Source organism: Pantoea sp. 22096, from assembly GCF_052045955.1.
Taxonomy (GTDB): domain Bacteria; phylum Pseudomonadota; class Gammaproteobacteria; order Enterobacterales; family Enterobacteriaceae; genus Pantoea; species Pantoea alfalfae.
Window position 1 is genome coordinate 2126406 of record NZ_JBQEPW010000001.1, and the last position, 26022, is coordinate 2152427.

The 26022-nt window shown below is 57.4% G+C and carries 24 protein-coding genes; 10 read left to right on the forward strand and 14 right to left on the reverse strand.

Translation table 11 applies throughout. The features are described from left to right. Positions 1-78: 78 nt before the first annotated feature. Positions 79-1332 carry a glutamate-5-semialdehyde dehydrogenase gene (proA, locus tag ACTJKZ_RS10055; protein ID WP_285086351.1) on the reverse strand — a complete coding sequence of 418 codons (1254 nt, stop codon included), beginning with the start codon at positions 1330-1332 and terminating at the stop codon, positions 79-81. A gap of 10 nt (positions 1333-1342) precedes the next feature. Beyond that, complete coding sequence (gene proB / locus ACTJKZ_RS10060) at positions 1343-2446, reverse strand: glutamate 5-kinase (RefSeq protein WP_010255198.1); 1104 nt, start codon at positions 2444-2446, stop codon at positions 1343-1345. Positions 2447-2684: 238 nt separating this feature from the next. Between proB and ompC the strand changes: the two genes are divergently transcribed. Beyond that, positions 2685-3797 (forward strand): porin OmpC, encoded by a 1113-nt coding sequence (ompC, locus tag ACTJKZ_RS10065; protein ID WP_161734485.1) that lies wholly within the window; start codon positions 2685-2687, stop codon positions 3795-3797. A 408-nt stretch (positions 3798-4205) separates the two neighbouring features. Here ompC and crl read toward each other — a convergent pair whose 3' ends face one another. The 3 genes from crl to gpt all read right to left on the reverse strand — a co-directional run bounded on the left by crl (position 4206) and on the right by gpt (position 6560). Beyond that, complete coding sequence (crl, locus tag ACTJKZ_RS10070) at positions 4206-4607, reverse strand: sigma factor-binding protein Crl (protein ID WP_161734487.1); 402 nt, start codon at positions 4605-4607, stop codon at positions 4206-4208. Positions 4608-4738: 131 nt separating this feature from the next. Continuing rightward, entirely contained in the window at positions 4739-5986 is a 1248-nt protein-coding gene (gene frsA, locus ACTJKZ_RS10075) for an esterase FrsA (protein ID WP_161734489.1), read from the reverse strand. A 115-nt stretch (positions 5987-6101) separates the two neighbouring features. Beyond that, complete coding sequence (gene gpt / locus ACTJKZ_RS10080) at positions 6102-6560, reverse strand: xanthine phosphoribosyltransferase (protein ID WP_003851171.1); 459 nt, start codon at positions 6558-6560, stop codon at positions 6102-6104. Between the two features lie 254 nt (positions 6561-6814). Between gpt and pepD the strand changes: the two genes are divergently transcribed. The 4 genes from pepD (at position 6815) to ACTJKZ_RS10100 (ending at position 12129) form a co-directional block, all read left to right on the forward strand. Then, entirely contained in the window at positions 6815-8272 is a 1458-nt protein-coding gene (gene pepD / locus ACTJKZ_RS10085; protein WP_161734491.1) for a beta-Ala-His dipeptidase, read from the forward strand. A 260-nt stretch (positions 8273-8532) separates the two neighbouring features. After that, complete coding sequence (locus ACTJKZ_RS10090) at positions 8533-10038, forward strand: sugar ABC transporter ATP-binding protein (protein WP_440829500.1); 1506 nt, start codon at positions 8533-8535, stop codon at positions 10036-10038. Beyond that, on the forward strand, positions 10035-11036 hold the full coding sequence (locus ACTJKZ_RS10095; RefSeq protein WP_161734495.1) for an ABC transporter permease: 1002 nt from the start codon (positions 10035-10037) through the stop codon (positions 11034-11036). The genes ACTJKZ_RS10090 and ACTJKZ_RS10095 overlap by 4 nt, the downstream gene beginning before the upstream one ends. 25 nt (positions 11037-11061) lie before the next feature. Continuing rightward, entirely contained in the window at positions 11062-12129 is a 1068-nt protein-coding gene (locus ACTJKZ_RS10100) for a sugar ABC transporter substrate-binding protein (RefSeq protein ID WP_161734497.1), read from the forward strand. 36 nt (positions 12130-12165) lie between these two features. Here the strand turns inward: ACTJKZ_RS10100 and dinB are convergent, their stop codons facing one another. Beyond that, complete coding sequence (gene dinB, locus ACTJKZ_RS10105) at positions 12166-13221, reverse strand: DNA polymerase IV (protein ID WP_440829501.1); 1056 nt, start codon at positions 13219-13221, stop codon at positions 12166-12168. Between the two features lie 244 nt (positions 13222-13465). Between dinB and dpaA the strand changes: the two genes are divergently transcribed. Next, positions 13466-14209, forward strand: coding sequence for a peptidoglycan meso-diaminopimelic acid protein amidase (dpaA, locus tag ACTJKZ_RS10110; RefSeq protein WP_161734503.1), 744 nt, complete (start codon positions 13466-13468; stop codon positions 14207-14209). Here dpaA and ACTJKZ_RS10115 read toward each other — a convergent pair. Together ACTJKZ_RS10115 and lpcA are read right to left on the reverse strand one after the other, a co-directional pair. After that, the gene (locus ACTJKZ_RS10115; RefSeq protein WP_440829502.1) at positions 14180-14947 is read right to left on the reverse strand and encodes a class II glutamine amidotransferase; all 768 of its coding nucleotides are present in this window, start codon (positions 14945-14947) and stop codon (positions 14180-14182) included. The genes dpaA and ACTJKZ_RS10115 overlap by 30 nt on opposite strands. A gap of 51 nt (positions 14948-14998) precedes the next feature. Continuing rightward, positions 14999-15577 carry a D-sedoheptulose 7-phosphate isomerase gene (gene lpcA / locus ACTJKZ_RS10120; protein WP_013356896.1) on the reverse strand — a complete coding sequence of 193 codons (579 nt, stop codon included), beginning with the start codon at positions 15575-15577 and terminating at the stop codon, positions 14999-15001. Positions 15578-15830: 253 nt separating this feature from the next. On the opposite strand from lpcA, the gene fadE reads away from it, so the two are divergent. Continuing rightward, complete coding sequence (gene fadE, locus ACTJKZ_RS10125) at positions 15831-18281, forward strand: acyl-CoA dehydrogenase FadE (RefSeq protein WP_161734505.1); 2451 nt, start codon at positions 15831-15833, stop codon at positions 18279-18281. 395 nt (positions 18282-18676) lie between these two features. On the opposite strand, the gene mtnK is transcribed toward fadE, so the two are convergent. Further along, positions 18677-19876 (reverse strand): S-methyl-5-thioribose kinase, encoded by a 1200-nt coding sequence (gene mtnK, locus ACTJKZ_RS10130; protein WP_440829503.1) that lies wholly within the window; start codon positions 19874-19876, stop codon positions 18677-18679. 121 nt (positions 19877-19997) lie between these two features. On the opposite strand from mtnK, the gene mtnA reads away from it, so the two are divergent. Further along, positions 19998-21020 carry an S-methyl-5-thioribose-1-phosphate isomerase gene (gene mtnA / locus ACTJKZ_RS10135; RefSeq protein ID WP_440829504.1) on the forward strand — a complete coding sequence of 341 codons (1023 nt, stop codon included), beginning with the start codon at positions 19998-20000 and terminating at the stop codon, positions 21018-21020. Positions 21021-21076: 56 nt separating this feature from the next. Here mtnA and ACTJKZ_RS10140 read toward each other — a convergent pair whose 3' ends face one another. From ACTJKZ_RS10140 to ACTJKZ_RS10150, 3 genes are read right to left on the reverse strand one after another with little or no spacing between them, the layout of a single operon-like run. After that, on the reverse strand, positions 21077-21619 hold the full coding sequence (locus ACTJKZ_RS10140; protein WP_061061694.1) for a 1,2-dihydroxy-3-keto-5-methylthiopentene dioxygenase: 543 nt from the start codon (positions 21617-21619) through the stop codon (positions 21077-21079). A 1-nt stretch (position 21620) separates the two neighbouring features. After that, positions 21621-22304 carry an acireductone synthase gene (gene mtnC, locus ACTJKZ_RS10145; RefSeq protein WP_440829505.1) on the reverse strand — a complete coding sequence of 228 codons (684 nt, stop codon included), beginning with the start codon at positions 22302-22304 and terminating at the stop codon, positions 21621-21623. Beyond that, positions 22301-22915, reverse strand: a complete 615-nt coding sequence (locus ACTJKZ_RS10150) for a methylthioribulose 1-phosphate dehydratase (RefSeq protein WP_260057564.1) — start codon at positions 22913-22915, stop codon at positions 22301-22303. The genes mtnC and ACTJKZ_RS10150 overlap by 4 nt, the downstream gene beginning before the upstream one ends. A 341-nt stretch (positions 22916-23256) precedes the next feature. Here ACTJKZ_RS10150 and ACTJKZ_RS10155 point away from each other — a divergent pair, with 341 nt between their 5' ends. Together ACTJKZ_RS10155 and ACTJKZ_RS10160 are read left to right on the forward strand one after the other, a co-directional pair. Then, positions 23257-24417 carry a pyridoxal phosphate-dependent aminotransferase gene (locus tag ACTJKZ_RS10155; protein WP_285086366.1) on the forward strand — a complete coding sequence of 387 codons (1161 nt, stop codon included), beginning with the start codon at positions 23257-23259 and terminating at the stop codon, positions 24415-24417. Next, positions 24405-25172 (forward strand): amidohydrolase, encoded by a 768-nt coding sequence (locus ACTJKZ_RS10160; RefSeq protein WP_161734519.1) that lies wholly within the window; start codon positions 24405-24407, stop codon positions 25170-25172. Before ACTJKZ_RS10155 ends, ACTJKZ_RS10160 begins: the two co-directional genes overlap by 13 nt. A 23-nt stretch (positions 25173-25195) precedes the next feature. Here the strand turns inward: ACTJKZ_RS10160 and uraH are convergent, their stop codons facing one another. After that, positions 25196-25531, reverse strand: coding sequence for a hydroxyisourate hydrolase (uraH, locus tag ACTJKZ_RS10165; protein ID WP_161734521.1), 336 nt, complete (start codon positions 25529-25531; stop codon positions 25196-25198). Next, entirely contained in the window at positions 25528-26022 is a 495-nt protein-coding gene (gene uraD / locus ACTJKZ_RS10170) for a 2-oxo-4-hydroxy-4-carboxy-5-ureidoimidazoline decarboxylase (protein WP_161734523.1), read from the reverse strand. Before uraD ends, uraH begins: the two co-directional genes overlap by 4 nt.

The window sequence follows — 26022 nt, forward strand, 5'->3', positions numbered from 1 at the left end:
CTTTCACTGGATCGAAAAATAGGGCTAAAAAAAACGGGAGTCTCTGAAAGACTCCCGTTTTGTTAAAAATTATCGTCGTTATGACCTGAGTGTGTCGTCGCCCCAGGCAATCCATTTATAGGTGGTCAGCGCCTCTAATCCCATTGGCCCGCGTGCATGCAGTTTCTGGGTACTGACCGCCACTTCCGCACCCAGGCCAAACTGCCCACCATCGGTAAAGCGGGTGCTGGCGTTAACATAGACCGCGGAAGAGTCGACCTGACGGACAAAGCGCGCGGCGTTGCGGGTGTCGCGGGTCAGGATAGCATCCGAGTGCTGCGTGCCGTGCGTGCGGATGTGATCGATCGCCTCATCCATATCCGCCACTAATCTGACGTTAAGATCCAGCGACAGCCACTCATCATTGTACTGCTGTGGATTGACCTGTCTGACCGCCGCCGGACCCTGCTGCAGCTGCGCCAGCACGTTACTGTCCGCATGCAGCGCAATCCCTTCCTGCGCCATACGCGCGCTGAAGGCGGGCAGGAAGCGTTCGGCCATCGCCTGATTCACCAGCAGCGTTTCCAGCGAATTACAGGCGCTGGGACGCTGTTTTTTGGCGTTAACGATCAAATCAAGAGCCGGTTCAATCTCCATCGTCTCATCAATGTAGATGTGACAGACGCCGATGCCGCCGGTAATCACCGGAATAGTGGAGTTTTCCCGGCACAGCTTGTGCAGCCCGGCTCCGCCACGCGGGATGAGCATATCGACGTAGCGATCCAGCTTCAGCAGCTGATTCACCAGCTCGCGATCCGGATTTTCAATCGCCTGTACGATAGCTGCCGGTAAACCGTGCTGCTGCAGCGCGTTCTGAATGACCCGGACGGTGGCCGCATTGGTGCGCCAGGTCTCTTTGCCACCGCGCAGTATGGCGGCGTTACCGGTTTTCAGGCACAGGCTGGCGACGTCCACCGTAACATTGGGACGCGCCTCGTAGATCACGGCCACCACCCCCAGCGGCACGCGACGGCGTTCAATGCGCAGACCGCTGTCGAGCTGACCGCCGTCGATTAACTGTCCCACCGGATCGGCCAACTGACAGACCTGGCGCACATCGCTGGCGATGCTGCTGAGGCGTTGCGGGTTGAGTGTCAGCCGATCTAACAATGCGGCGCTCATGCCGTTCTGACGCGCATCAGCTAAATCCAGCTCATTGGCTGCCAGAATGTCTGCGCTTTCCGCCTCAAGGCGATCGGCAATGGTCATCAGAACCTGATTCTTCTCAGCCGTCGACAAATCGGCCACGGTGTAAGCTGCGGCACGCGCCGCTTTTCCCATCTCTTCTAGCATTGTCCGCTCCTTAACTGACGATCATGTCGTCGCGGTGAACGGCCACCGGGCCATATTCGTATCCCAGAATTTCGCTGATCTGCTGGCTGTGATGACCGGCAATCATGCGCATCGCGTCGCTGTTGTAGCGAGAAACACCGTGAGCAATATCCCGGCCCTGCAGGCTGCGGATGCGGATCACTTCACCGCGCGAGAAATTCCCCTGAATAGCGCGAATGCCCTTGGGCAGCAACGAACTGCCGCGTTCAATGATGGCAGCCAGCGCACCGTCATCGACGGTGAGTTCGCCTGCCGGTGGCGCACCGAAGATCCAGCGTTTACGGTTCTCCAGCGGCGATTGCTGCGCATGAAAGCGCGTTCCAACCGGCTTGCCGTCAATCACATCACTGATCACACCGCTGCGACTGCCCGAGGCGATAATCACGTCTATTCCTGCCCGGCAGGCAACATCCGCCGCCTGAAGCTTGGTCGACATGCCGCCGGTGCCCAGGCCGGACACGCTGTCACCCGCGAGCGCGCGTAACGCATCATCAATCACATGGACATCGCTGATCAGCTCAGCTTCTGGATTGTTACGCGGATCGGCAGTAAACAGTCCCTGCTGATCGGTCAGCAGCAGCAGCTTGTCGGCACCGCCAAGCATCGCTGCCAGCGCCGAAAGATTGTCGTTGTCGCCCACTTTGATTTCGGCAGTCGCAACCGCATCGTTCTCGTTAATCACCGGCACAATGTGGTTATCCAGCAACGCGCGCAGCGTGTCGCGGGCATTAAGGAAACGTTCGCGATCTTCCATGTCAGCACGGGTCAGCAGCATCTGACCAATATGGATGCCGTAGATAGAGAATAACTGTTCCCACAGCTGAATCAGACGGCTCTGCCCCACCGCAGCCAGCAGCTGCTTTGAGGCGATGGTCGGTGGCAGTTCGGGGTAGCCCAGATGTTCGCGTCCTGCGGCCATTGCGCCAGACGTAACAATCACAATGCGGTGGCCGGCTGCGTGCTGCTGCGCGCACTGACGAACCAGTTCCACCATGTGCGCCCGATTTAACCGGCGAGAGCCGCCGGTAAGAACGCTGGTACCCAACTTGACCACTAAGGTCTGACTGCCACTCATATTTCCTGCCGTAGTGAAAAATTTTTACGAAAGGACGTTTTAACAGGAGTCGATACGGAAGCCAACAGCCAGCGGGGGAAAAGCACGAATTTACGCGGACAAGGCAGTAGACCAAAAGTTCAGCATTAACAAGAAATCCGGAAAAGTGTCATAAAAAGTTCATCACGGACGGGTAAAAAGTCGGTGTTTTACAAAAACTTTCATTTTTTTACGGCGTTCACATTGGGATTGATAGCAAATGAAGAAAAGCACACTGGCCATGATCGTCTCCACGCTGACGCTGGCTTCTGCCGCGCACGCTGCCGAAATCTATAACAAAGACGGCAATAAACTGGATTTATATGGCAAAGTTAAAGCTGAGCACTACATCAGCGATAATGCCAGCACAGACGGTGACAAGTCTTATACCCGTATCGGCTTTAAAGGCCAGACGCAGATTAATGACCTGATGACCGGTTACGGTCAGTGGGAATATCAGTACAACGTTAATAACTCTGAAGGCAGCGACGCCAATAACGGCAACAAAACCCGCCTTGGTTTTGCTGGCCTGAAATTCTCGCAGTATGGTTCGGTGGATTATGGCCGTAACTATGGCGTGCTGTATGACGTTGAAGCCTGGACAGACGTGTTCCCGGAATTCGGTGGTGATGGCACGGCACGCTCTGATAACTTTATGACCCAGCGCGCCACCGGCGTCGCGACTTACCGCAATAACAACTTCTTTGGTCTGGTCGATGGCCTGAAATTTGCACTGCAGTATCAGGGCAAGAACGACGCCACCAGCGCCAACAGCCGCACCGATATTAACCGCCAGAACGGCGACGGCTATGGTGCTTCACTGGGCTACGCGCTGGGTGATAGCGGCGTGAGCCTGATGGGTGCCATCACCTCATCTGATCGCACCAACCAGCAGCAGGCGCGCGCCTATGGCGGCGGTGACCGTGCAGATTCCTGGGGCGCAGGCGTGAAGTATGATGCCAACAGCGTTTACCTGGCGGCGATTTACACCGATACCCGCAACATGACGCCAATCAGCGGCACCAACCGTAATACCGGCGCTGCCGTCGCGGGCGCAGCCAACAAAGCGCAGAATATCGAACTGGTGGCGCAGTATCAGTTTGATTTCGGCCTGCGTCCTTCTATTGGTTATGTGCAGACTAAAGGCAAGGATATCGAAAACGGTATCGGCGATGCGGATCTGGTGAAATATATCGATGTGGGTGCAACCTACTACTTCAACAAAAACATGTCCGCCTTCGTGGATTACAAAATCAACCAGCTGGATGATGACAACGCGCTGTCGATCAACAACGACGACATTGTGGCGATGGGTGTGACTTACCAGTTCTGATGTCAGGCTCATGCCGCATAGCATGAGCGACAGAATTTGTGAGCATCGAAAAGGGCGAGTTTTTCAACTCGCCCTTTTGTTATTTCAACCATCTGGCCCGGTTTGCTGTGAGATCGAGCCCGCTCAGGTAATCGGGTCAGAACGGAAAGGCGATTACGCCAATCCATGGCCGCTCGGCCCGCGCGATTACGCACCTCATCCCTGAGGTGCGCCCGTTGCCGGGCCAACGCTCTGCGTTGTTCAAAAACGCTCCCGGCGTTTTTGTCCCTGCCGCGGGACGCTTTCCTTTTCTGACCCGATTACCTGCGCGTTGAGCTTATTCGTTGCTGCCAGATTCACCCTGATTGAGAGTTGTCAGCAGTTTGTGGGCGAGCGTTTTAACTCACCCTTTTATCGCTAAACACCCTATCAGGCGCTCAGCTTCACCGGTTTCTCATCGAAATCACTGGCCGGGATAAGGTCCAGATCTAACTCCTTCAGCATCGCCTTCAGGCGGGTATGGAAATTCCGTAAGGTCTCTTCCACGCGCGCCGTGTTCTCTTTGCCCTTGATGGTTGCCACCGACCAGTCACCCTCTTTATCGAACAGACCGATATGGTAGACATAGGTAAAGTGGTCAGCCTGCGCTTCCAGCTCCATCCACCAGCCCCAGAACTCACGAAGTTCCGGTGCCGGTTTCACATTGACGCAGGCAGCCAGACAGTCGAAGAAGAACCGGGTTTCGTCACATTTCCCATCGCGAATATAAGGCCCAAGCTCGGTAAAACGCTTAAGCAGGCGACTGCGGGGATGACCACTTGGTAACGTCATGCTGATTCTCCATAGGTTTTGACCGCTATACAGCCCTGATTTCCGGGCGGCCTGATTACGTCATAAGCCTTTATAGGGCAGCCCGGAAGAATTCCGCTACTAGTTGTAGCAAATACTGTAAATTTTGCCAGTTACCTTTTTAAACGCTTCTCCAGCCAGTCGCAAATCTCATTCAGCGCTTTATCGAAGCTGGCCATCATCGGCTTCACCGGAATCAGCAACGCTTTGCCGTCAGACGACGAGTTAGCGATCAGCTTGCTCTCCTCTTCCGGGCTGAAGAGATCGTTCTGCCAGTAGCCCGACAGCATCGGCGTCGGCGTCCGGCGGCCCAGCAATCCCTGAGTTTTAAGCGAATAGCGATTGAGTTCGGTGCGCAGCGCGCTGTCGGAAGCGGTCGCCATGCCTAACCGGCTGGCCAGCATATCCATGTACATATCCGGGATCTCATCCTGCAACGCCGTCTGCGTCAGCAGCGCATGCACAATCGGGCCAAGACAGGCGACGCCGCGCAGCCGCTGCGATTCCAGATAGGCCAGCCGCACCGCCACGTTCGCGCCAAAGCGATAGCCAAACGCCGCCACGCGGGTGTGGTCAACCCAGGGCACATTTTTCAGATCGCGCAGCACCTGCTGATGCAGAAAACTGGTGTCCTGATTCAGCGTCCATTTCACCGAGTTACCCACCGACGGCACATCAATGGTCAGCATCGCAATGCCGCGCGGGGCGAGATAGTCATGGAACAGACGGTAATGATCGCTCTGTAACGAGTCGAGCGCGCCGCAGAACAGCACGGTGGGATAAGGCGCTTCAACATCCGGCGGTATGTGCAGAAAGCCGCTGACCGGGCTGCCGCCCGTGATGGCAAACGTCAGGGACTTCAGTTCGCCTGGCAACCGCTGAGTGGCCTCTTCATAGGCGCGGTTGGCCAGCGTCTGTGCCTGGTCAGCCAGCTCATCGCCTTTTATATAGGGATAAGCGGCAACGCTATAAAGGTGCGCCGCGTGCAGCCAGTAGTCGCCCGCCTCACTGTCTTCGGTCGCCTCCAGCGCCTTCTGCTGCCAGATGCCTGCCTGTCTGCACCATTCAAAATGCCAGTTGCCGCCGCGGAAACCAATCACCGTGTCGAGCAGCGTCTCATCAGTATGTTCAACGTTGCTGATGGCGATACGCGCCAGCACTTCACTGATCTCCTGCGGCGTCAGGCCGCGCCATGTCCACATCAGCTTATTCAGCATGCGATACCAGCCACGCTGGCTATCACCGTCCAGGGCTGAGTGGACATCCGGGGTAGCGTGATGCTGGCGGCGAACCAGGGAAGAGGTTTCAGGATGCTTAAAGCGCGGCTTGAATAGCTCCTCGCTGAGATTTTTGCTCGACATACTCACTTCTCCTGCAACAAAACGGCGATGGCTAAGTGTACTGTACGCCAATTCGGGGTGCGAGGCTCAGAAAGCACAACGCCCGGAAAACCGGGCGTTGTCTGATGTGTATCAATCAGTTTTTTACAATCGGCGGGATGTAGACCACACCCATATCCCACGGCTGCTCAATCCAGGTATCCTGCGGAATATCGACGATATAATCATCAACCAGTGAGCGACCAGCCGGTTTCGCGAAAATGGTGCAGAAACGCGCTTTCGGGTACATCTCGCGGATCGCCTGAGCGGTGCCGCCGGTGTCTACCAGGTCATCGATCACGATAAAGCCTTCACCGTCGCCTTCTGCGCGCTTCAGCACTTTCATTTCGCGCTGATGATCGTGGTCATAGCTGGAGATGCAGACGGTATCAACGTAGCGGATACCCAGTTCACGTGCCAGCAGCGAAGCCGGTACCAGACCGCCGCGGCTCACCGCGATAATGCCTGTCCACTGCTCAACAGGCAGCAGGCGCTGGGCCAGTTTACGGGCATGAATCTGAAGCATGTCCCAGGTAACGACGTATTTTTCGCTCATAGAATAGAAATCCCAGCCAACCGAAGTGGCGTAAAAATGTGCAACGGGGAAAAGGTTGCGCGAGATTATAAGGAGTTGACGCACTAAAAACCAGCACCCGCGCGCTGGTTGCGGCTTTTTAGCGCGTCTGAGAGCGCACCCGGTAAAAAACAGTGATATTCTCAGGCCTGGCTCGTCAGATTCTCTGACGGCGATTTTTCACTGGAAACTCGCGATGTCCGGCCTCGCCGGTACACTGACACAGGAGACCTGTCGTGTCTGAATTGTCTCAACTCTCTCCACAGCCACTGTGGGATATTTTCGCTAAGATCTGCTCGATTCCCCATCCCTCTTTTCACGAAGAAGCGCTGGCGAACTACATCACCGGCTGGGCTAAAGAGCAGGGCTTCTGGTGTGAGCGCGATCAGGTCGGCAACATCCTGATTCGTAAGCCCGCCACCGCAGGTATGGAAAACCGTACTCCGGTTGCGCTGCAGGCGCATCTGGACATGGTGCCGCAGAAAAATAACGACACCGTTCATGACTTCACCAAAGATCCGATTCAGCCCTGGATTGACGGCGAGTGGGTAAAAGCGCGCGGCACCACGCTGGGCGCGGACAACGGCATCGGTATGGCTTCTGCGCTGGCGGTACTGGCTGACAACAGCCTGACGCATGGCCCGCTGGAAGTGCTGCTGACCATGACCGAAGAGACCGGCATGGATGGCGCTTTCGGTCTGCAACCCAACTGGCTGCAGGCTGAAATCCTGATCAACACCGACTCCGAAGAAGAAGGTGAGATCTACATGGGTTGTGCAGGCGGTATCGACTTCGTCTCTACCCTGCCGCTGACCCGTGAAACCGTACCTGCTGAGTTCCAGACCCTGAAGCTGACGCTGAAAGGACTGCGTGGCGGTCACTCCGGCGCTGATATTCATATGGGCCTCGGCAACGCCAACAAACTGCTGGCGCGCTTCCTGGCGGCACACGCGGCTGATCTGGATCTGCGTCTGCTGGCGTTCAGCGGCGGTACGCTGCGCAACGCAATTCCGCGTGAAGCCTTTGCCACCGTGGCGGTCGAGAGCCACAAAGCGGATGCGCTGAAATCCGCGGCGGCGCACTTCCTTAGCGCCATCAAAAACGAGCACGGCATTAAAGAGCCAAACATCGCTCTGGTCACCGAGCCGCTGGCGCATCAGGGTGATGCCCTGAGCACTGACAGCCGCGATCGCTTCCTGAACCTGCTGAACAGCACGCCAAACGGCGTGATCCGCAATTCAGACGTGGCGAAAGGCGTGGTCGAAACCTCACTGAATATCGGTGTGGTGACGATGGAAAACGATCACGCAGAGATCAACTGCCTGATCCGTTCGCTGATCGACACCGGCCGCGATTATGTGGTGCAGATGCTGACCTCGCTGGGCCAGCTGGCTGGCGCGCAGACCAAAGCGAAAGGCGGCTACCCAGGCTGGCAGCCGGATGCGGACTCCGCCATCATGGCGCTGACCCGTCAGACCTATATCGCGCTGTTTGATAAGACCCCGAACATTCAGGTGATTCACGCCGGTCTGGAGTGTGGTCTGTTCAAAAAGCCTTATCCGGATATGGATATGGTCTCGATTGGGCCGACCATCACCGGGCCGCACTCGCCGGATGAGCAGGTTCACATCGAAAGCGTTGGTCTTTACTGGAAACTGCTGACCACCCTGCTGAATGTGGTGCCAGAAAAGTAATTCTGTCACAAAAAAAGTCAACCAGGCTCCGGCCTGGTTTTTTTATGCCTGTCATTCACGCCCAGCATAATCCGCTGCCTTTTCCGCGCTTTACCCCGCAATTCCGCCACGTTCCCGCGGTTCGCTGGTCACAGCCGCCATTATGTCCGGATGTCTGGATGGCTAATAAGATTTCGTGCTAGCTTATGCGCTTTCGGCTGTTGCCGCGCCTGAATGTTCAGGAAAAAATGCGGCCAGTGTTTCTTCAGGAGAGTAATGACATGCCAGGGTTAAACCGCCTTGAGATGCGTAACATCTCCATCGCTTTTGGCGGGTTTGCCGCGCTATCGTCGGTGGATTTCCGCAGTGACGGCCATTCAGTCCATGCGCTGACCGGCGCGAACGGCGCGGGGAAGTCAACGCTGATGGCGATCCTGTCCGGCGCGCATAGCCACTACAGCGGCGAGATCCTGCTGGATGGTGAGCCGGTCTCCATCCGCACGCCGCGTGATGCAAAACAGCTGGGTATCCATCTGGTTCAGCAGGAAGTGGATGTCGCCCTGGTGCCGCAGCTCAGCGTGGCGGAAAACATTCTGCTGGATCGGCTGGCAGAACCAGGCCACCGCTATCGCTGGGGCGAGATCCGCCGTCAGGCTCAGGCCTTGCTGACGCAGCTCGACGTGGCACTGGACGTCAACCGACTGGTGGAGCGCTGCACCCTGGCGGAAAAACAGCAAATTCTGCTGGCGCGGGCGCTGTCGCACCACTGCCGCTTCCTGATTCTGGATGAACCCACCGCCCCGCTGGATCAGCACGAAAGCGAGCGGCTGTTTGCCGTGGTGCGTCGTCTGCAGGCCAGTGGGATCGGCGTAGTGTTTATCTCTCACCGCATCCATGAACTAAAAGCAATCTGCGACCAGCTGACGGTGCTGCGTGATGGCCGCCTGATTGAAACCGGCCCGATGGCGGCGCTGAGCGGCGAACAGATCGTGGAGAAGATGCTGGGCCATCAGCTCACCGATATCTTCCCGGCCCGCCGTGCACAGCAGGCACAACTACTGCTGCTGGCGGTAGAAGGCCTTCACGATGAACAGCTGCTGCAGGATATCTCGCTAAGGCTGCACAAAGGCGAAATTCTGGGCATCGCCGGTCTGGCCGGTGCGGGCAAAACCGAACTCTGCAAAGCCCTGTTTGGTGCCAGCAAAAGCCGCGTCAGTCGCGGGGAACTGCATGGTCAGCCGTGGCAGCCCCGCTCGCCGTACGACTCCGTCAGTCGCCGCATGGCGCTGGTGCCGGAAGAACGGCGCAAAGAGGGGATCTTTATTGATGAGTCGGTCGCGATGAACCTCAGCGTCAGCGCGGACGACAGCTTTTCGCGCTGGAGCCTGTTCGGGCATCGTCAGGCGTGGCGCTGGGCTGAGCAGGTTATCCAGCAGTTGCAGGTACGCACCACTGGCCCGGCACAGACACTGCGGCGTCTCTCCGGCGGCAACCAGCAGAAAGTGGCCATTGGCAAATGGCTGCGCAACAACGCTGATGTGCTGATTTTTGATGAGCCGACCAAAGGCGTGGATATCAAAGCCAAAACCGAGCTGTTCACCCTGATCGATAACCTGGCGCGCGAAGGGAAAGGCATTATCTACGCGTCGGGGGAATTTTCTGAACTGGTCGGCTTATGCGACCGGATTTGCGTGCTCTGGGATGGACGCATTGTGGCCGAGCTGGCTGCACGCGACGTGACCGAAGAGACGCTTTTGCTCTATTCCACCGGAGGAACCCCTGCGTGAGCAGTAAAGAAACCCGCCTGAACCTGACCCCCTCGCCGTGGCGTCACCAGTTGTTCGACTTTCTCTATAAATGGGGCATGTTGCTTACGGTGGTGCTCCTGATCGCTGCCTTTGGCCTGGCCTCCGACAGCTTCCTTGAACCCAACAACATCATCAACATTCTGCGCTCGATTGCGATTGTTACGGTGATTGCGATCGGCGTGTCCATCTCCCTGACGGTTGGCGGCTTTGATCTGTCGGTCGGCTCGACCGCCTCGCTCGCCAATGCCTTAGTGATTTCGCTGTTTGTCTGGTACGGCTTCGGCACGACCACCGCCATCCTGCTCACCCTGGCGCTCTGCACCCTGGTCGGGCTGTTTAACGCCTTCCTGATTGTGATCCTGCGCATTCCCGACATGCTGGCGACGCTGGCAACCCTGTTTGTGATTCAGGGTGTGGCAATGACCTACAGCTTTGGCGGGTCGATCACCGAGAATATGGTGCTGCCGAGCGGTGATATGGCAGAAGGCACCATTCCAGCGACGTTTGGCCTGCTCGGCCAGGTGCCGACCATCGTCATCATTATGCTGGTGGTGACCGTCGCCGCACAGCTGGCGCTGTCGCTGACTAAACATGGTCGCCGGATGTATGCGCTGGGCGGTAATCCGGAAGCGGCGCGCCTCTCCGGCATCCGCACCACCCGCTACCGGGTGCTGGCTTATGTGATTGCCTCTCTGCTGGCCGGTCTGGGCGGCATCCTGCTCGCCTCGCGTATCGGTTCATCGCAGGTCAACGCCGGAAGCGGCTACCTGATGGATGCGGTCGCGGCGGCGTGGATTGGCTTCTCGCTGGCCGGCTCCGGCAAGCCCAACGCGCTGGGCACGCTGGTTGGCGCGGTCATCCTCGGCGTGCTGCAGAACGGCCTGGTCATGCTCTCTGTGCCCTATTACGCCATGGACATTATTAAAGGGCTGGTGCTGGCGTTAGCACTGGCGATCACCTATATCCAGCGCCGCTGAGGCGCGTTTACCGGAGTTGATAACAATGCAAAAAATAACACTCTCGCTACTGGCCCTGAGCCTGCTGAACGCCAGCGCCGCCTTCGCAGACACCGTCACCCCGGTGCCTGCGGCAATCGCCAGCCATGATGGCCCGATTCGCATTGCGGTGATCCGCAATCTCGGCTCCGATGACAACACCACCCAGTTTGTTGCCGGTGCCATTCAGCAGGGTCGCCAGCTGGGCTTTAAAGTCAGCACCTTTCTCAGCAACGGCGACGATGCGCGCTTCCAGGATTTCGTAAATCAGGCGATCAGCCAGAAATATGACGGCATCGTGCTGTCGCACGGTAAAGCGCCTTACGCCAGCGGACTGGTGAAGCGTATTGCCGATGCCGGTATCAAACTATCCGTGTTTGATACCCCGGTGGATAATCCGATTCCGGGCGTCACCGTCACGGCGCAGGATGATGCTTCACTGGCACAGCTGTCGCTCGGCCAGCTTATTCACGATTTCAACGGCAAGGCGAATATCGTCAAGCTGTGGGTCGCCGGTTTCCCGCCGATGGAGCGCCGTCAGGTGGTGTATGAAAAACTGCTGAAAGAGAATCCGGGCATTCATCAGCTGGAGTCGATTGGCGCAGTGTCGACGGATGTTCAGGGCGATACGGCCAACAAGATTGGTGCGATTCTGGCGAAATACCCGAAAGGCAAAATCGACGCGATCTGGGGTGCGTGGGATGCCTTCAGCCAGGGCGCTTACAAAGCGCTACAGGAGAATGGCCGTACTGAGATCAAGCTCTACAGCATCGATGTCTCGAACCAGGATTTGCAGCTGATGCGCGAGAAAAACAGCCCGTGGGTGCAGACGGTGGCGGTCGATCCTAAAACCATCGGCGCGGTGAATATGCGTCTGGTCGCGAAGAAGATTGCCGGTGAAGAGACACCAGCGACTTACCAGTTTAAAGCCGCGTCAATCTCTCAGCAGCAGCTCAACAGTCAGCCTGGCGCGGTGAACGTTGCATCGCTGAACAGGATTATTCCGGGCTGGGGCAGCAATGAGGATTTCGTTGCCCCGTGGTTTGCGACTCTGGCGGCGAAATATAAGAAGTAATCGGAGGTCAGCCTCATCGGGCGGTGAGGCTGATCGTTACAGACCCAGCAGCAGCTGACGCTCCAGCTGGGGATCCACCATGGTGACATGCAGTCCCACCAGCCGCACGCCACGCCCGGCACGACGCTCATCCCAGGTTTTCCGGGCGATGGCAATCATGTCCTCTTTATTCAGTACCGGCCAGATATGCTCCTGGGTCGTCTGCTGGAAATCGCTGAATTTCAGTTTCACGCCCTGCCGCGCCACCTGTTTGTCAGGTCGTATCTGCGTCAGCCGGCGATCCAGTTCAGCATAGAGAAAGTCGATAATCTCCATGCAGGCGTCCCAGTCGCTGATATCTTCTGCCAGCGTGCGTTCCACCCCCAGCGATTTACGCTCGCGCTCGACGATAACTTCGCGATCGTCAATGCCGTTACTGCGCTCCCACAGCACCCGGCCAAACTTTCCAAAGCGCTTCAGCAGCAGCGCTAAATCTGCCTTCTGCACGTCGCCACAGGTGACCAGCCCCATCTCCTCCAGCTTTTTGGCCGAGACCTTGCCGACGCCTGGAATTTTCGCCAGCGGCAGGGTCAGCAGAAAACCGGCCATCTCTGGCGGGGTAATCACATACTGTCCGTCCGGCTTATTCAGATCCGAGGCGATCTTTGCCAGAAACTTAATCGGCGCGATACCCGCTGACGCGGTAAGCCCGGTTTCACGGTAGATGGTGGCGCGGATCGCCTGCGCCATTAGCGTGGCGGAGCCGTGACAGTGCGGACTGTCGGTGACATCCAGATAGGCTTCATCGAGGGAGAGCGGTTCGATCAGCGGCGTGTAGCGGGTAAAGATATCGCGAATTTGTGCGGAGGCTTCTTTATAGGCGTCGAAACGGCCTGGCAGCAGACGCAGATGCGGACATAACTTAAGTGCCATGCCGGTTGGCATGGCACTGCGCACGCCAAATTTGCGGGCCGGATAGTTAGCGGTGCTGATCACGCCGCGGCGTTCGCGGCTGCCACCAATAGCGATCGGGATATCGCGCAGCTGGGGATTATCACGCATCTCCACCGCGGCATAGAAGCAGTCCATATCGACATGAATGATTTTACGCATACCCCCTCCGGCACTGGATAAGTATACAGTTGGCAGGGGTAACTGCAATATTTGTCGCGCCCACAATTAAAGTTTACAAATTTGTGGCCGAATATCTTTCAGTAAATCGCGAATCTGGCTGTCGGCGTCTTGCTAAAAAAACAGACAATGTTTAATGTTGCGCTGCGGTAGCGGACAGTTCCGATAATGCAAACAAAGACGCACATTTTGCGTCATGTTCTCTTCACCTCAAGGTATACACAGCATGGGCAAAATCGCACTCCTGTTTGCGATGATTTTACTGCCAGCCCTCAGCATGGCAATGACACCCGAACCCGTCTCAGCGGCACCGGTCAGCAAAGAATTAAAGAAGCAGTTACTCGGTACCCCGGTCTATATCCAGATTTTCAAGGAAGAACGCACGCTCGAACTCTACGGCAAAATCGGTAATGAATTCCGCCTGCTGGATACCTATCGCATCTGTAACTTTTCTGGCGGCCTCGGCCCGAAACGTCGTGAAGGCGATTTCAAAAGCCCGGAAGGTTTTTACAACGTGAAGCTGAATCAGCTGAAGCCGGACAGCCGGTTTTATCGCGCGATTAATATTGGCTTTCCGAATCAGTACGATCGTAATCAGGGCTATAGCGGCAACTACCTGATGATTCATGGCGACTGTAAGTCGATTGGCTGCTATGCCATGACCAACGCCTATATGGATGAGATTTTTACTTATGTGAACGCGGCGCTGCGTAACGGCCAGCAGGATGTCAGCATCAGCATCTATCCGTTCCGCATGACCGACAGCAACATGCAGCGTCACCGCTACTCCAGCGATGCCAGTTTCTGGCAACAGTTGCAGCCGGGCTATGCGTACTTTGCGAAATATCACCAGCCGCCGATGGTCAATGTCGCCAGCGGGAAATATGTGATGAACAGCAGCCCGGCACCGGTGTTAGCCAGTCCCGAAGCCGCTTCACGTTCATTCCTGGCGCTCTCCAAGGCAGAATAACGCCCATTCACCTGGCGCAATCCGTTGCCAGGTTTCATTGGCCGTCAGTGGCTGCGTAGCAATCACCGTCACCACGTCATGCGGCGTGGTGTGCTGCTGAAAATCAACCTCCACATCCTGATCCAGTAACTGCGCCCGGCCAAAGGGTGCGCGGCGGGTTATCCAGAACAGGTTGGTGGAGCAGAAGGCCATCAGATAGCGGCCATCTGACAGCAGCATGTTAAACACGCCCTTCTGCCGTAACGAACCGGCCAGCTCTCCGATAAAACGAAACACCGCAGGCCAGTTGCCCGGCGTGCGTGGATAGCGTGTCGCCAGCTGATGCAGGATCCAGCAGAACGTCTTCTCACTGTCCGTTTCGCCCACGGGCCGGAATGTACCGGTCTCCAGTTGACGATAGCCTTTAAGCTGACCGTTGTGCGCGTAGGTCCAGTTTCGGCCCCACAGCTCGCGGGTAAACGGGTGGGTGTTTTCCAGCGACACCTGACCACGATTCGCCTGGCGGATGTGCGCCACCACCGAATGTGATTTGATCGGATACTCCTGCACCAGACGCGCAATCGGCGAGTTAAAGCTCGGCAGCGGATCTTTAAACGTACGACAACCTTTATCTTCGTAAAAGGTAATGCCCCAGCCATCTTTGTGAGGCCCGGTTCCACCGCCCCGCTGAACCAGTCCGGTAAAGCTGAAACAGATATCCGTGGGAACATTGGCGCTCATCCCGAGCAATTCGCACATAGCCACCACCTCTGATTTTGCGGCCTCCCGTCAGGCAGGAGGCCAGCGCAGTTATTTCACCATCTCTTTTTCGATCAGCAGCATCAGGATGTGGATCACTTTAATGTGGATCTCCTGGATGCGATCGGCATAACCAAAGTGCGGCACGCGGATTTCAATATCGGCACTGCCTGCCATCTTACCGCCATCTTTACCGGTCAGGGTGATCACTTTCATCCCCTGCGCACGCGCAGCTTCAATCGCTTTAATAATATTGGCAGAGTTGCCGGAGGTTGAGAGGCCCAGCAACACATCGCCTGGTCGTCCTACCGCTTCCACATAGCGCGAAAAGACATAGTCATAACCAAAGTCATTACTGACGCAGGAGAGATGGCTGACATCAGAGATAGCAATCGCCGGATAGCCAGGACGATTTTCACGGTAGCGACCGGTCAGCTCTTCGGCGAAATGCATCGCATCACAATGTGAACCGCCGTTACCGCAGGAAAGCACCTTGCCGCCCGCCTTGAAACTGTCAGCCAGCAGCACCGCAGCACGTTGAATCGCATGAATATTGGCGTCATCGCTGAGGAATTTAGTCAGCGTATCCGCAGCTTCATTAAGCTCAGAGCGGATGATGTCCTGGTACATAGGGATGTCCTTTTTTAGGAGAGGTTAATCGCAGCAAGTTTAACGGAATGGCCGGTCAGCGCAAAGCGTCATGCCATGTCCGGCCAGATAGTGGCGGCGATGATCATTGCCACAGTTGATGCAAAAATGGGCTAAAAACGGTTTTTGTGAGGCAGGTTGTAATTGCGATGTAAACAAATTGATAAATCCCTTCAACTACTCTAAACCTCTCTACATAACAGGTCAGACCTCTTACTACTTGGAGCGGTTCATTATGATGGTTGTTTCGATACTTGCCACTGTGGCGCTGATTGGCGCCCTGTTCTATCACCGCCTGTCGTTGCGGCTCAGCAGCGCCATCCTGTTGCTGTGGACTGCGGCGATGGCTGTTGCTCATCTCTGGACGCCGTGGCTGCTGTTGCCGCTGGCGATCATCCTGCTGCCATTTAACCTGCCGTCACTGCGCCGCAGCCTGTTTTCAAAGCCGATCTTTCAGCGCTTCCAGAAGGTGATGCCGCCGATGTCACGCACCGAGAAAGAAGCGATTGATGCGGGCACCACCTGGTGGGAAGGCGATCTGTTCCAGGGCAAACCGGACTGGCAGAAGCTGCACAACTATCCACAGCCGCGCCTGACTGCCGAAGAGCAGGCTTTCCTCGATGGCCCGGTTGAAGAAGCGTGCCGCATGGCTAACGATTTCCAGATTACCCATGAGCTGGCCGATATGCCGCCGGAACTCTGGGCTTATCTGAAAGAGCACCGCTTCTTCGCGATGATCATTAAGAAAGAGTATGGCGGACTCGATTTCTCCGCCTATGCACAGGCCTGCGTGTTGCAAAAACTGTCAGGCGTTTCCGGGATTCTGGCGATTACCGTGGGCGTGCCTAACTCACTGGGTCCGGGCGAACTGCTGCAGCACTACGGCACCGAAGATCAGAAAAATCACTATTTACCGCGGCTGGCACGCGGCGATGAGATCCCCTGCTTTGCGCTGACCAGCCCGGAAGCGGGTTCAGATGCCGGTGCGATCCCCGATACCGGCGTCGTCTGCATGGGCGAATGGAAGGGTCAGCAGGTGCTGGGCATGCGCCTGACCTGGAACAAGCGCTACATTACGCTGGCGCCAATCGCCACCGTGCTGGGCCTGGCATTCAAGCTTTCCGACCCGGAGCATCTGCTCAGCGACAATGAGAATCCTGGCATTACCTGTGCGCTGATTCCAACGAATACTCCCGGCGTGGAAATTGGCCATCGCCACTTCCCGCTTAACGTACCGTTCCAGAACGGGCCGACGCGTGGCAACAATATCTTTGTACCGATTGACTATATTATCGGCGGGCCGGAAATGGCCGGCCAGGGCTGGCGGATGCTGGTGGAATGTCTGTCAGTAGGCCGCGGTATTACGCTGCCATCGAACTCAACCGGCAGCCTGAAAAGTGTGGCGCTGGCGACAGGTGCCTATGCCCATATCCGCCGTCAGTTCCGGGTTTCAATCGGTAAGATGGAAGGGATTGAAGAGCCGCTGGCGCGCATCGCCGGTAACGCTTACGTGATGGATGCGGCGGCCACGCTGATTACCGCCGGGATTATGCAGGGTGAAAAACCGGCAGTGCTGTCGGCGATTGTGAAATATCACTGCACCCATCGCGGTCAGCGCGCCATTATCGACGCCATGGATATTGCGGGCGGTAAAGGCATCATGCTCGGCAACAGCAACTTCCTGGCCCGTGCCTATCAGGGCGCACCGATCGCTATCACGGTGGAAGGCGCTAACATTCTGACCCGCAGCATGATTATCTTCGGACAGGGCGCGATTCGCTGCCATCCTTATGTGCTGCAGGAGATGGCGGCCGCAGCCAGCAACGATGTTAATGCGTTTGACGGGGCGCTGTTCAGCCATATCGGGCACGTGGGCAGCAGCACTATGCGCAGCCTGTGGCTGGGCTTAACCGCAGGGCGCACCAGCGCCAGTCCGACCCGGGATGGCACCCGCCGTTATTACCAGCACCTGAACCGCATCAGTGCCAATCTGGCGTTGCTCTCTGATGTGTCGATGGCGGTACTGGGCGGCAGCCTGAAACGCCGCGAGCGTATTTCGGCGCGTCTGGGCGATGTGCTGAGCCAGCTCTATCTTGCCTCTGCGACGCTGAAACGCTATGACGATGAAGGCCGCAACGAAGCCGATCTGCCGCTGGTTCACTGGGGCGTGCAGGATGCGCTGCATCAGGCGGAAGTGGCTATCGACGATTTGCTGCGTAACTTCCCGAACCGTCTGGTGGCGGGTGCATTGCGGATGACCATTTTTGCTGGCGGTCATCACTGCCCTGCGCCATCTGATCGCCTGGATCATCAGCTGGCGAAAATGCTGCAACAGCCGTCGGCTACCCGCAGCCGTCTGGGCCGTGGCATGTATCTGACGCCGAGTGAGCACAACCCTGCCGGTCAGCTGGAACAGGCGCTGCAGGATGTGATGGCGGCAGAAGTGATCCATGACAGGCTGTGTAAACAGACGAAACAGCACCTCTCCTTTACCCGGCTGGACGCGCTGGCGAAGCGTGCGCTGGAGCAGGGCTGGATTGATGCTAAAGAGGCTGACGTGTTGAAGCGTGCTGAAGCCAGTCGTCTGCGTTCGATTAACGTCGATGAGTTTGAGCCGGAGGCACTGGCCGTACCGGTGCCAGAGAAAGCCCCTCAGCCTGCGTCACGGGCAAGTGAGGCGGCATAAGATTCAGGGCCGATGTGATATCAGCATCGGGTACTGAACTTAAAGCGATGGGAGTCAGCACTGTTTTCAGAGGTCGACGCCTCGTCGGCCAAAAAGAGCTGACAATGACAAATCCAGGTGAATCTGACCACAATCGATTAGCTTAAGGCGCAGGGAGCAGGGTCAGAAGAGGAAAGCGTCCCGTGCCACGGACAAAAACGCCGGGAGCGTTTTTGAACAACGCAAAGCGTTGGCCCGTTTACGGGCGCACCTCAGGGATGAGGTGCGTAATTGCGCGGGCCGAGCGAGCCAGGGATGGCTTTAGCGACTTTCCGGTCTGACCCTGTTACCGGCGCAGGCACACTCTTACAGCCAGCCTTTGATTTACCTGAAAGCCGACATCATGTCGGCTTTTTTTATCCCGCCTGACGGATGCGGGCAATCAGCGCATCCACATCTTCGACGTGATCGGCTGCCAGAATCAGCGTACGTCCCAGGTTAATCGCATTGCGGATGCAGTCGGTACGCATTGCCGGATCGGCAATCAGCTTCATATCCGCCACGTGAGACATCCCCACCGTGCGGCGAATCAGTTCGGTGCCGCAGTAACCGATGGTATCGGCCCACACTTTACGCAGAAATGCTTGCGAATAGCCTGGATAAGCCAGCGCCTCATCGCGGGTCTTCTCTGCCGCCAGCGCCAGGAAGCCTGACGCAAAGGTCGTCCAGAGGGTGTGAACATCGCTGAGACGCTGCTCGCGTGCATCGGCGGCCTCACGCGGAGGCAGCAGACCCGGCAGGCCGCAGTAGTTAATCAGCAGGTTGCCGATGGCGGTGCCGACATCAAAACCGATAGGGCCAAAATAGCCAAATTCTGCATCAATCGCTTTCAGGCTGCCGTCCGCAACGAAAATCGAGCCGCTGTGAATATCGCCATGCAGCAGCGCTTCAGCATGGGCAAAGAAGCGATGTTTAAGGCCGCCCACCGCAATGCGCAACGCATCGTCATCACGCAGGCTGGCGACCAGGGGCTCAAGCGCAGCGGGATAGCTGTTGCGCTCATGGTTGGTGTAAGGATCGTTAAAGAAAAGATCTTCGGTGATTTCACACATTTCCGGATTAATGAAACGCGCCACTTCCGCCTTTTTTTGATGCGGATGCAGGATGAAGTCGGAAGTATGGAACAGGGTCTGCGCCAGATAGTCGCCTAACTGCTGCGCCGCTTGCGGGTAATACGCGCCTTTCACCAGCTCGCCGCGCCAGATGCGATGGCTGGAGAGATCTTCCATCACCATCACTGCCAGCTCCGCATCATAATGGGTGATCTTCACCGTATGCTGCGGACAATATTTGTAGTGTTCGACCAGGGTCTGCGCTTCCAGCCGCGCCCGATCCAGCGTCAGTGGCCAGGACTCCCCTACGCAGCGCACATAGGGCAGCGCCTGCTTGACCACCACCCGACTGTTGCCCTGATCGTCATAAATTTTAAACACCAGGTTAAGGTTGCCATCACCAATCTCTTCTGCGCTGCTCAGCGCGGCAGGATTGTCCACGCCGCCAAATTGTCGGGCATATTCCACAGCACCAGCAGCAGTAAAGGTACGGTATTGCGACATTGCCTGTTCCTTATCATTCGAAGGGGGTCACTCAGGGATAATAAGCCGTTCAGACGTCTATACATCCGTTCAGCATGTTGGCACAATACGCATCATTAACGCAACATGGATTTCACCCACAATGCAGAGACTTCAAACCACCAGTTTACAGATTCGTGACAATCAGCTCTGGATTCTGGATCAGCAGGCGCTGCCGCAGCAGAAGAACTGGCTGCCCGCGCACAGCGTGCCTCAGCTGATTGAACATATCCACGCGCTGCGGGTGCGCGGTGCGCCGCTGATCGGCCTCTCCGCCTCGCTGCTGCTGGCGCTGCTGGCAGAACAGGGACTGACGCGCGCTGAACTGGCGCAGGCACTGGAGACCCTGCGTGCCGCCCGCCCTACTGCGGTCAATCTGATGAACAACCTGGATCGGATGAAAGTGGCCTTGGCACAGCCAGACTTTACCCCCGCGCTGGCTGAAGAAGCCTGGCGGCTGGTGCAGGAGGATAAGCTGCTGTGTGATGCCATCGCTGACGCGGGCTGCACGCTGGTGAAACCCCATAGCCAGTTGCTGACCCACTGCAATACCGGCGGGCTGGCCACCGCTGGCGTCGGTACGGCGCTGGGCGTGATTGCCCGCGCCCATCAGCAGGGGCTGATTAAGAATGTCTGGGTGGATGAAACCCGCCCGCTGTTACAGGGCGGCCGGTTAACCGCCTGGGAGCTGGGCGAACTGGCGGTTCCTTACACGCTGATCACCGATTCCATGGCCGCCAGCCTGATGGCCCGTGGAGAAGTGGATGCGGTGTGGGTCGGCGCTGACCGCATTGCCGCCAACGGCGATGTGGCGAATAAAATCGGCACCTACAGCCTGGCGGTGCTGGCGCATTATCATCAGATTCCGTTTTACGTAGCGGCCCCACACACTACGCTGGATCGCAGCTGTCCTGATGGCGCAGCGATTCCCATTGAGCAGCGCGCCGCCAGCGAAGTGACGGGCGTAGCCGGCAGTTTTGGCAGCGTGCAGTGGGCACCGGAAGCGGCAAAGGTTTACAATCCGGCGTTTGATGTTACGCCCGCCGCCCTGATCAGCGGCTGGGTGCTGGATACCGGCGTGGTCACGCCTGACCAGGTACAGAACGGCATCTTCCAGCCGCAGTAACGGTCTGCAAGGCGTTTACCGTGAGCGGCAAACGCCTTGCGAAAACGACGGGCTGATTACGCCAGACGCGGATAGGCATCCGCAATCTTATCGCCGGTAAAGTTCGCTACCCAGCCTTCCTGATTATCGAAAATACGGATAGCCGTGAAGTGCGGTGACGATCCCATATCAAACCAGTGCGGCGTGCCCGCGGGCACCGAGATCAGATCATTTTTCTCGCACAGGATCTGCAGGATCTCACCATCCAGATGCAAGCAGAACAGCCCGGCCCCCTCGACAAAGAAACGCACCTCATCTTCACCGTGCGTATGCTCATTGAGAAACTTCTCGCGCAGCACGGTTTTCTGCGGATTGTCGGCACGCATGCTGATCACGTCCCAGCTCTGATAGCCCTTCTCCGCCACCAGCCGATCAATCGCATGCTGATAGGCGTTGATCACCGTTTCGGCATCCGGGTTCTCACCCAAATCGCGATCGGCTTCCCAGCGCTCAAAACGGACACCTTTAGCATTCAGGCGGTCACGAATCGCTTCCGCGTCAGTGCTGTGCCACACCGGCTGGCTGGCTTCGCGGTCGGTAAAAATAGTCAGTGCGCTCATCCTAAATCGACTCCGGGTTAATCTGGGTAAAATCAGTCACCTGACGATGGCGGCTCTCGTCGTCCGCTTCGCCACGCAGTAATTGCATTGTCTGCCAGCCCGCCTCTGCGGCGGCATCCAGCTCCTGATGAATATCGGAGAGAAACAGCAGCTGCGCCGCTGGCCGACCAATTTCAGCGGCGATGGCGCGATAAGCCGCGACTTCGCGTTTGGCACCCACGTGCGTATCAAAATAGCCGCTGAACAGGCCAGTAATATCACCTTCGTCGCTGTAGCCAAATAACAATTTCTGCGCCGCAACCGAGCCGGAGGAATATACATAAAGTTCAATGCTCTGCGCCTTCCAGTGGCGCAGCGCAGGCAGGACATCGGGATAGAGATGACCGGTAAAACTGCCGTTCACGTAGCCGTCACGCCAGATCATCCCCTGCAGCGCTTTCAGGCCGGTGGATTTGCGATCCTGGTCCATAAAGCTCAGCAGAATGTCCGTCACCCCGTTCAGATCAGCCTGCGGCTGATCGGCCTCTTCACGCACCGACTGCAGCGCCGCTGCCACCTCGGGCTGGTGCGCATTGTTACGCACGAAGTCCGGCAGGTGCTGGCGGGCATAGGGAAACAGGATGTTATGTACAAAGCGGATATCGCTGGTGGTGCCTTCGATATCAGTAACAATGGCGCGAATCATGCTTTCTCCAGCAGGCGACGTTGACGTTCACATTCGAATAAAAATTCCAGACCTTCCAGATGACGGCGGGCTTCGCTGACATCCTGGCCCCAGCAGGTTAAGCCGTGGCCGCGCAGCAGGAAGCCATAACGCAGCGGAAAGCGGGCAGCGTAATCTTCAATTTCTGACGCCAGCGCCGTAATGTCCTGGCTGTTGTCGAAAACGGGAATCGCCAGGGTATCCAGGTGGGTGTGCTGGCCGCTTAACGATTTTTGCATCTCATAGCCATGCAGCAGCAGCGCCGCACCCTGCTCCACCCCCGACAGTACGGTCGAATTGACCGTGTGGGTGTGCAGCACCGCGCCTGCCTCCGGAAAGAGGCGATAGATCATCGTGTGCAGCCCGGTTTCTGCCGACGGCTTACGGCCAGAGAGCGACTGGCTGGTGGCGATATCGACCTCGATAAAGTCATCCCGCGTCAGCGTGCCTTTATCTTTGCCCGATTCACTCAGCAGGCAGACATGTTCATCACGGCGCACGGACATATTCCCGCCGGTGGCCGGTGCCCAGCCTTTCGCCCCAATCCAGTGACAGGCGGCGACCAGTTGATCTAACGGAAGACTCTGCGACATAAAGGTTCCTTGCGGTGAAATATAATTCCGGATAAGTACGGGTAGCCAACGCCGCCGACGCGCAGCTCATGACGCATGTAAATGCTAAATGGACCGTGTGTAACATGGCGCATGTAAATGCGAAATGATCCGCATCTCAGCGAGGCAGCAAGTGCGCGCATCCCCGTGAGCTGACACTTGTCAGTGACCGGGGTAAGCAAACGAAGCTAACGAAGCTGAGGTGTGGAGCATGACGCATTTAGCCGTCTAAGCGTCTTGATTGCCAAATACTACCATCCTGTTTATAGTGGCACAAACACCGGGTGACACCGCATCAATCTTCGCGCTTAAGGCCTGACACCATGACGCAGCACAACCTGATCCCCGAGAGTAAACTCCCTCTGCTCGGCACCACGATTTTCAGCCAGATGAGTGCGCTGGCGCAGCAGCACAACGCCATCAATCTCTCACAGGGCTTTCCCGATTTCAGCGGCCCGGACTATCTGCAGCAGCGACTGGCGTATCACGTCAGCCAGGGCGCGAATCAGTATGCGCCGATGACCGGTGCGCTGCCGTTGCGTGAGGCGATTGCAGAGAAAACCGCGCGACTTTATGACTATCGTCCGGATGTTGAGGCGGAAATCACGGTGACGGCGGGCGCAACAGAAGCGCTTTATGCGACGATTACCGCGCTGGTGCGGCCAGGCGATGAGGTGATCTGCTTTGATCCCAGCTACGACAGCTATGCCCCTGCGGTGGAGCTGTCGGGCGGCGTGATGAAACGCATTACGCTGCAACCGCCCGCTTTTCGGGTGGACTGGCAGGCGTTTGCTGCGCTACTGAGTGACAAAACCCGGCTGGTGATCCTGAATACGCCGCACAATCCTTCGGCCACCGTCTGGCAGCAGCAGGATTTCGCCGCGCTGTGGCAGGCAATTGCTCAGCACCCAATCTATGTGCTGAGCGACGAAGTGTATGAGCACATCTGCTTCGATGAGACGGGCCACGCCAGCGTGCTGGCCCATCCTGAACTGCGGCAGCGCGCCATTGCGGTATCGTCGTTTGGCAAGACGTTCCACATGACCGGCTGGAAAGTGGGTTACTGCATTGCCCCTGCGGCAATCAGCGCCGAACTGCGCAAGGTGCATCAGTACCTGACCTTCTCGGTGAATACCCCGGCGCAGCTGGCGATCGCCGATATGCTGCGTGAGCATCCGGAACACTATCTTGAGCTGCCGGCGTTCTATCGCGATCGCCGCGATCGACTGGCGACGGCACTGAGCAACAGCCGCTTTAAGGTACTGCCCTGCGAAGGCACCTACTTTTTGCTGGTCGATTACAGCGCCATCTCCGATCTGGATGATGTCAGTTTCTGCCAGTGGCTGACCCGCGAAGTGGGCGTCGCCGCGATTCCCCTGTCGGTGTTCTGCGCCGATGCTTTCCCCTATAAACTGATCCGCCTCTGTTTTGCCAAAAAGCCGGCGACATTAGATGCCGCCGCGGAGCGCTTATGTCAGCTTTAAAAATTACCGTTTTGCAGGAGACGCTGAGCTGGATGGATGGCGAGGCCAACCTGCGCCATTTTGACGCGCAGCTGGCCGGATTCACCGGACGCGATCTGATTCTGCTGCCAGAGATGTTTACTACCGGCTTTGCGATGGAGGCGGCAAAGAGCTCCCTGCCAGAGGCGCAGGTGGTTGAATGGCTGCATCAGCATGCCCGTCGCACCGATGCGCTGATCGGCGGCAGCGCGGCAATCCAGACCGAAAACGGCGCGGTAAATCGTTTCCTGCTGGTCGAGCCGGACGGCACGCTGCATCAGTATGACAAGCGTCACCTGTTCCGCATGGCGGACGAGCATCATCACTATCTGCCTGGTGAGCAGCGTCAGGTCTTTGAGTGGCGCGGCTGGCGCATCCTGCCGCAAATCTGTTACGACCTGCGCTTCCCGGTCTTCTCGCGCAACCGCAACGATTACGATCTGGCGCTCTATGTCGCCAACTGGCCTGCGCCACGCGCGCTGCACTGGCAGGCGCTGCTGTTAGCGCGGGCGATTGAAAATCAGGCGTATGTGGCAGGCTGTAACCGCGTCGGCAGTGACGGCAATCAGCATCACTATAGTGGCGACAGCCAGATTATTTCGCCGCAGGGCGAGATCCTTAGCGCAGCCGAGCCGCATCAGCGCGCCCGACTGGATGCTGAGCTGTCGCTGGACGCACTTAATGCTTACCGCGAGCGTTTTCCGGCCTGGCAGGATGCGGATCGTTTTTCGCTGTAAATCGCAGGCGCGGCCATCAGCCTTTAACTGCCGCGATAAGTTGACCACGACCAGGGCGAAATCAGAAACGGCAGGTGAAAGTGGCTGCCCGCCTCGGCAATGACAAAATCGATCTGCGCGCTGACGTAGAGCGCATCCCGACCGGCGACGGCAAAATAGTCGCCAATTTCCGCCGTTAAACGGTAATGACCCGGCGTAAGCGGCTCAGGCGTCAGATCTTTCAGACGTCCGTCGCTGTCCGTTTCACCCTGAGAAATCGGAAACCACCCTTCCGGGCTGTTCTGCTCCAGTGAAATCGCCACACCGCTGGCCGGTTTGCCCAGCGCCGTGTCAAGAATATGGGTCGTCACGGTACTCATTGCATCGTCTCCTTCAGGCGTAACAGAGTAATTTCACGCAGCTGGTCCAGCGCCTCCTGCTGCTCGGTAACCTCACTATTCTGCAACCGGCGCTGCAACTCTGCCAGCATCTGCTCGCCGCTGCGCCCTCTGGCGCGTATCAGGAACACCCGGCCAAAACGCGCTTCATATGCCTGATTGCCCTGCTGCATCGCCTGTTGCAGAGCGTGATCGGCCTGCTGCATTGCAGACTGCTCGCCGCGCGACAACGCGGCTTCTTTATCTGCACCGTTTGCGCGTTCACCGATGCGCGGATGTGCCGACAGTGCGGCCTCCAGTTCAGGCTGCTGCCACTGACGCGCCAGCGCATCGGCAGTTGCCAGTAATGCATCGGTGGTGGCAAAAGGCCGGGCCGCCACCAGCGCCTGTTGCCAGTGCGGGAGCGCCACACAGTGCCGGATGGCCGCCTGCGCTTCGTCAGCGGAAAGCTGATTAAATGCGGCTAATTCCAT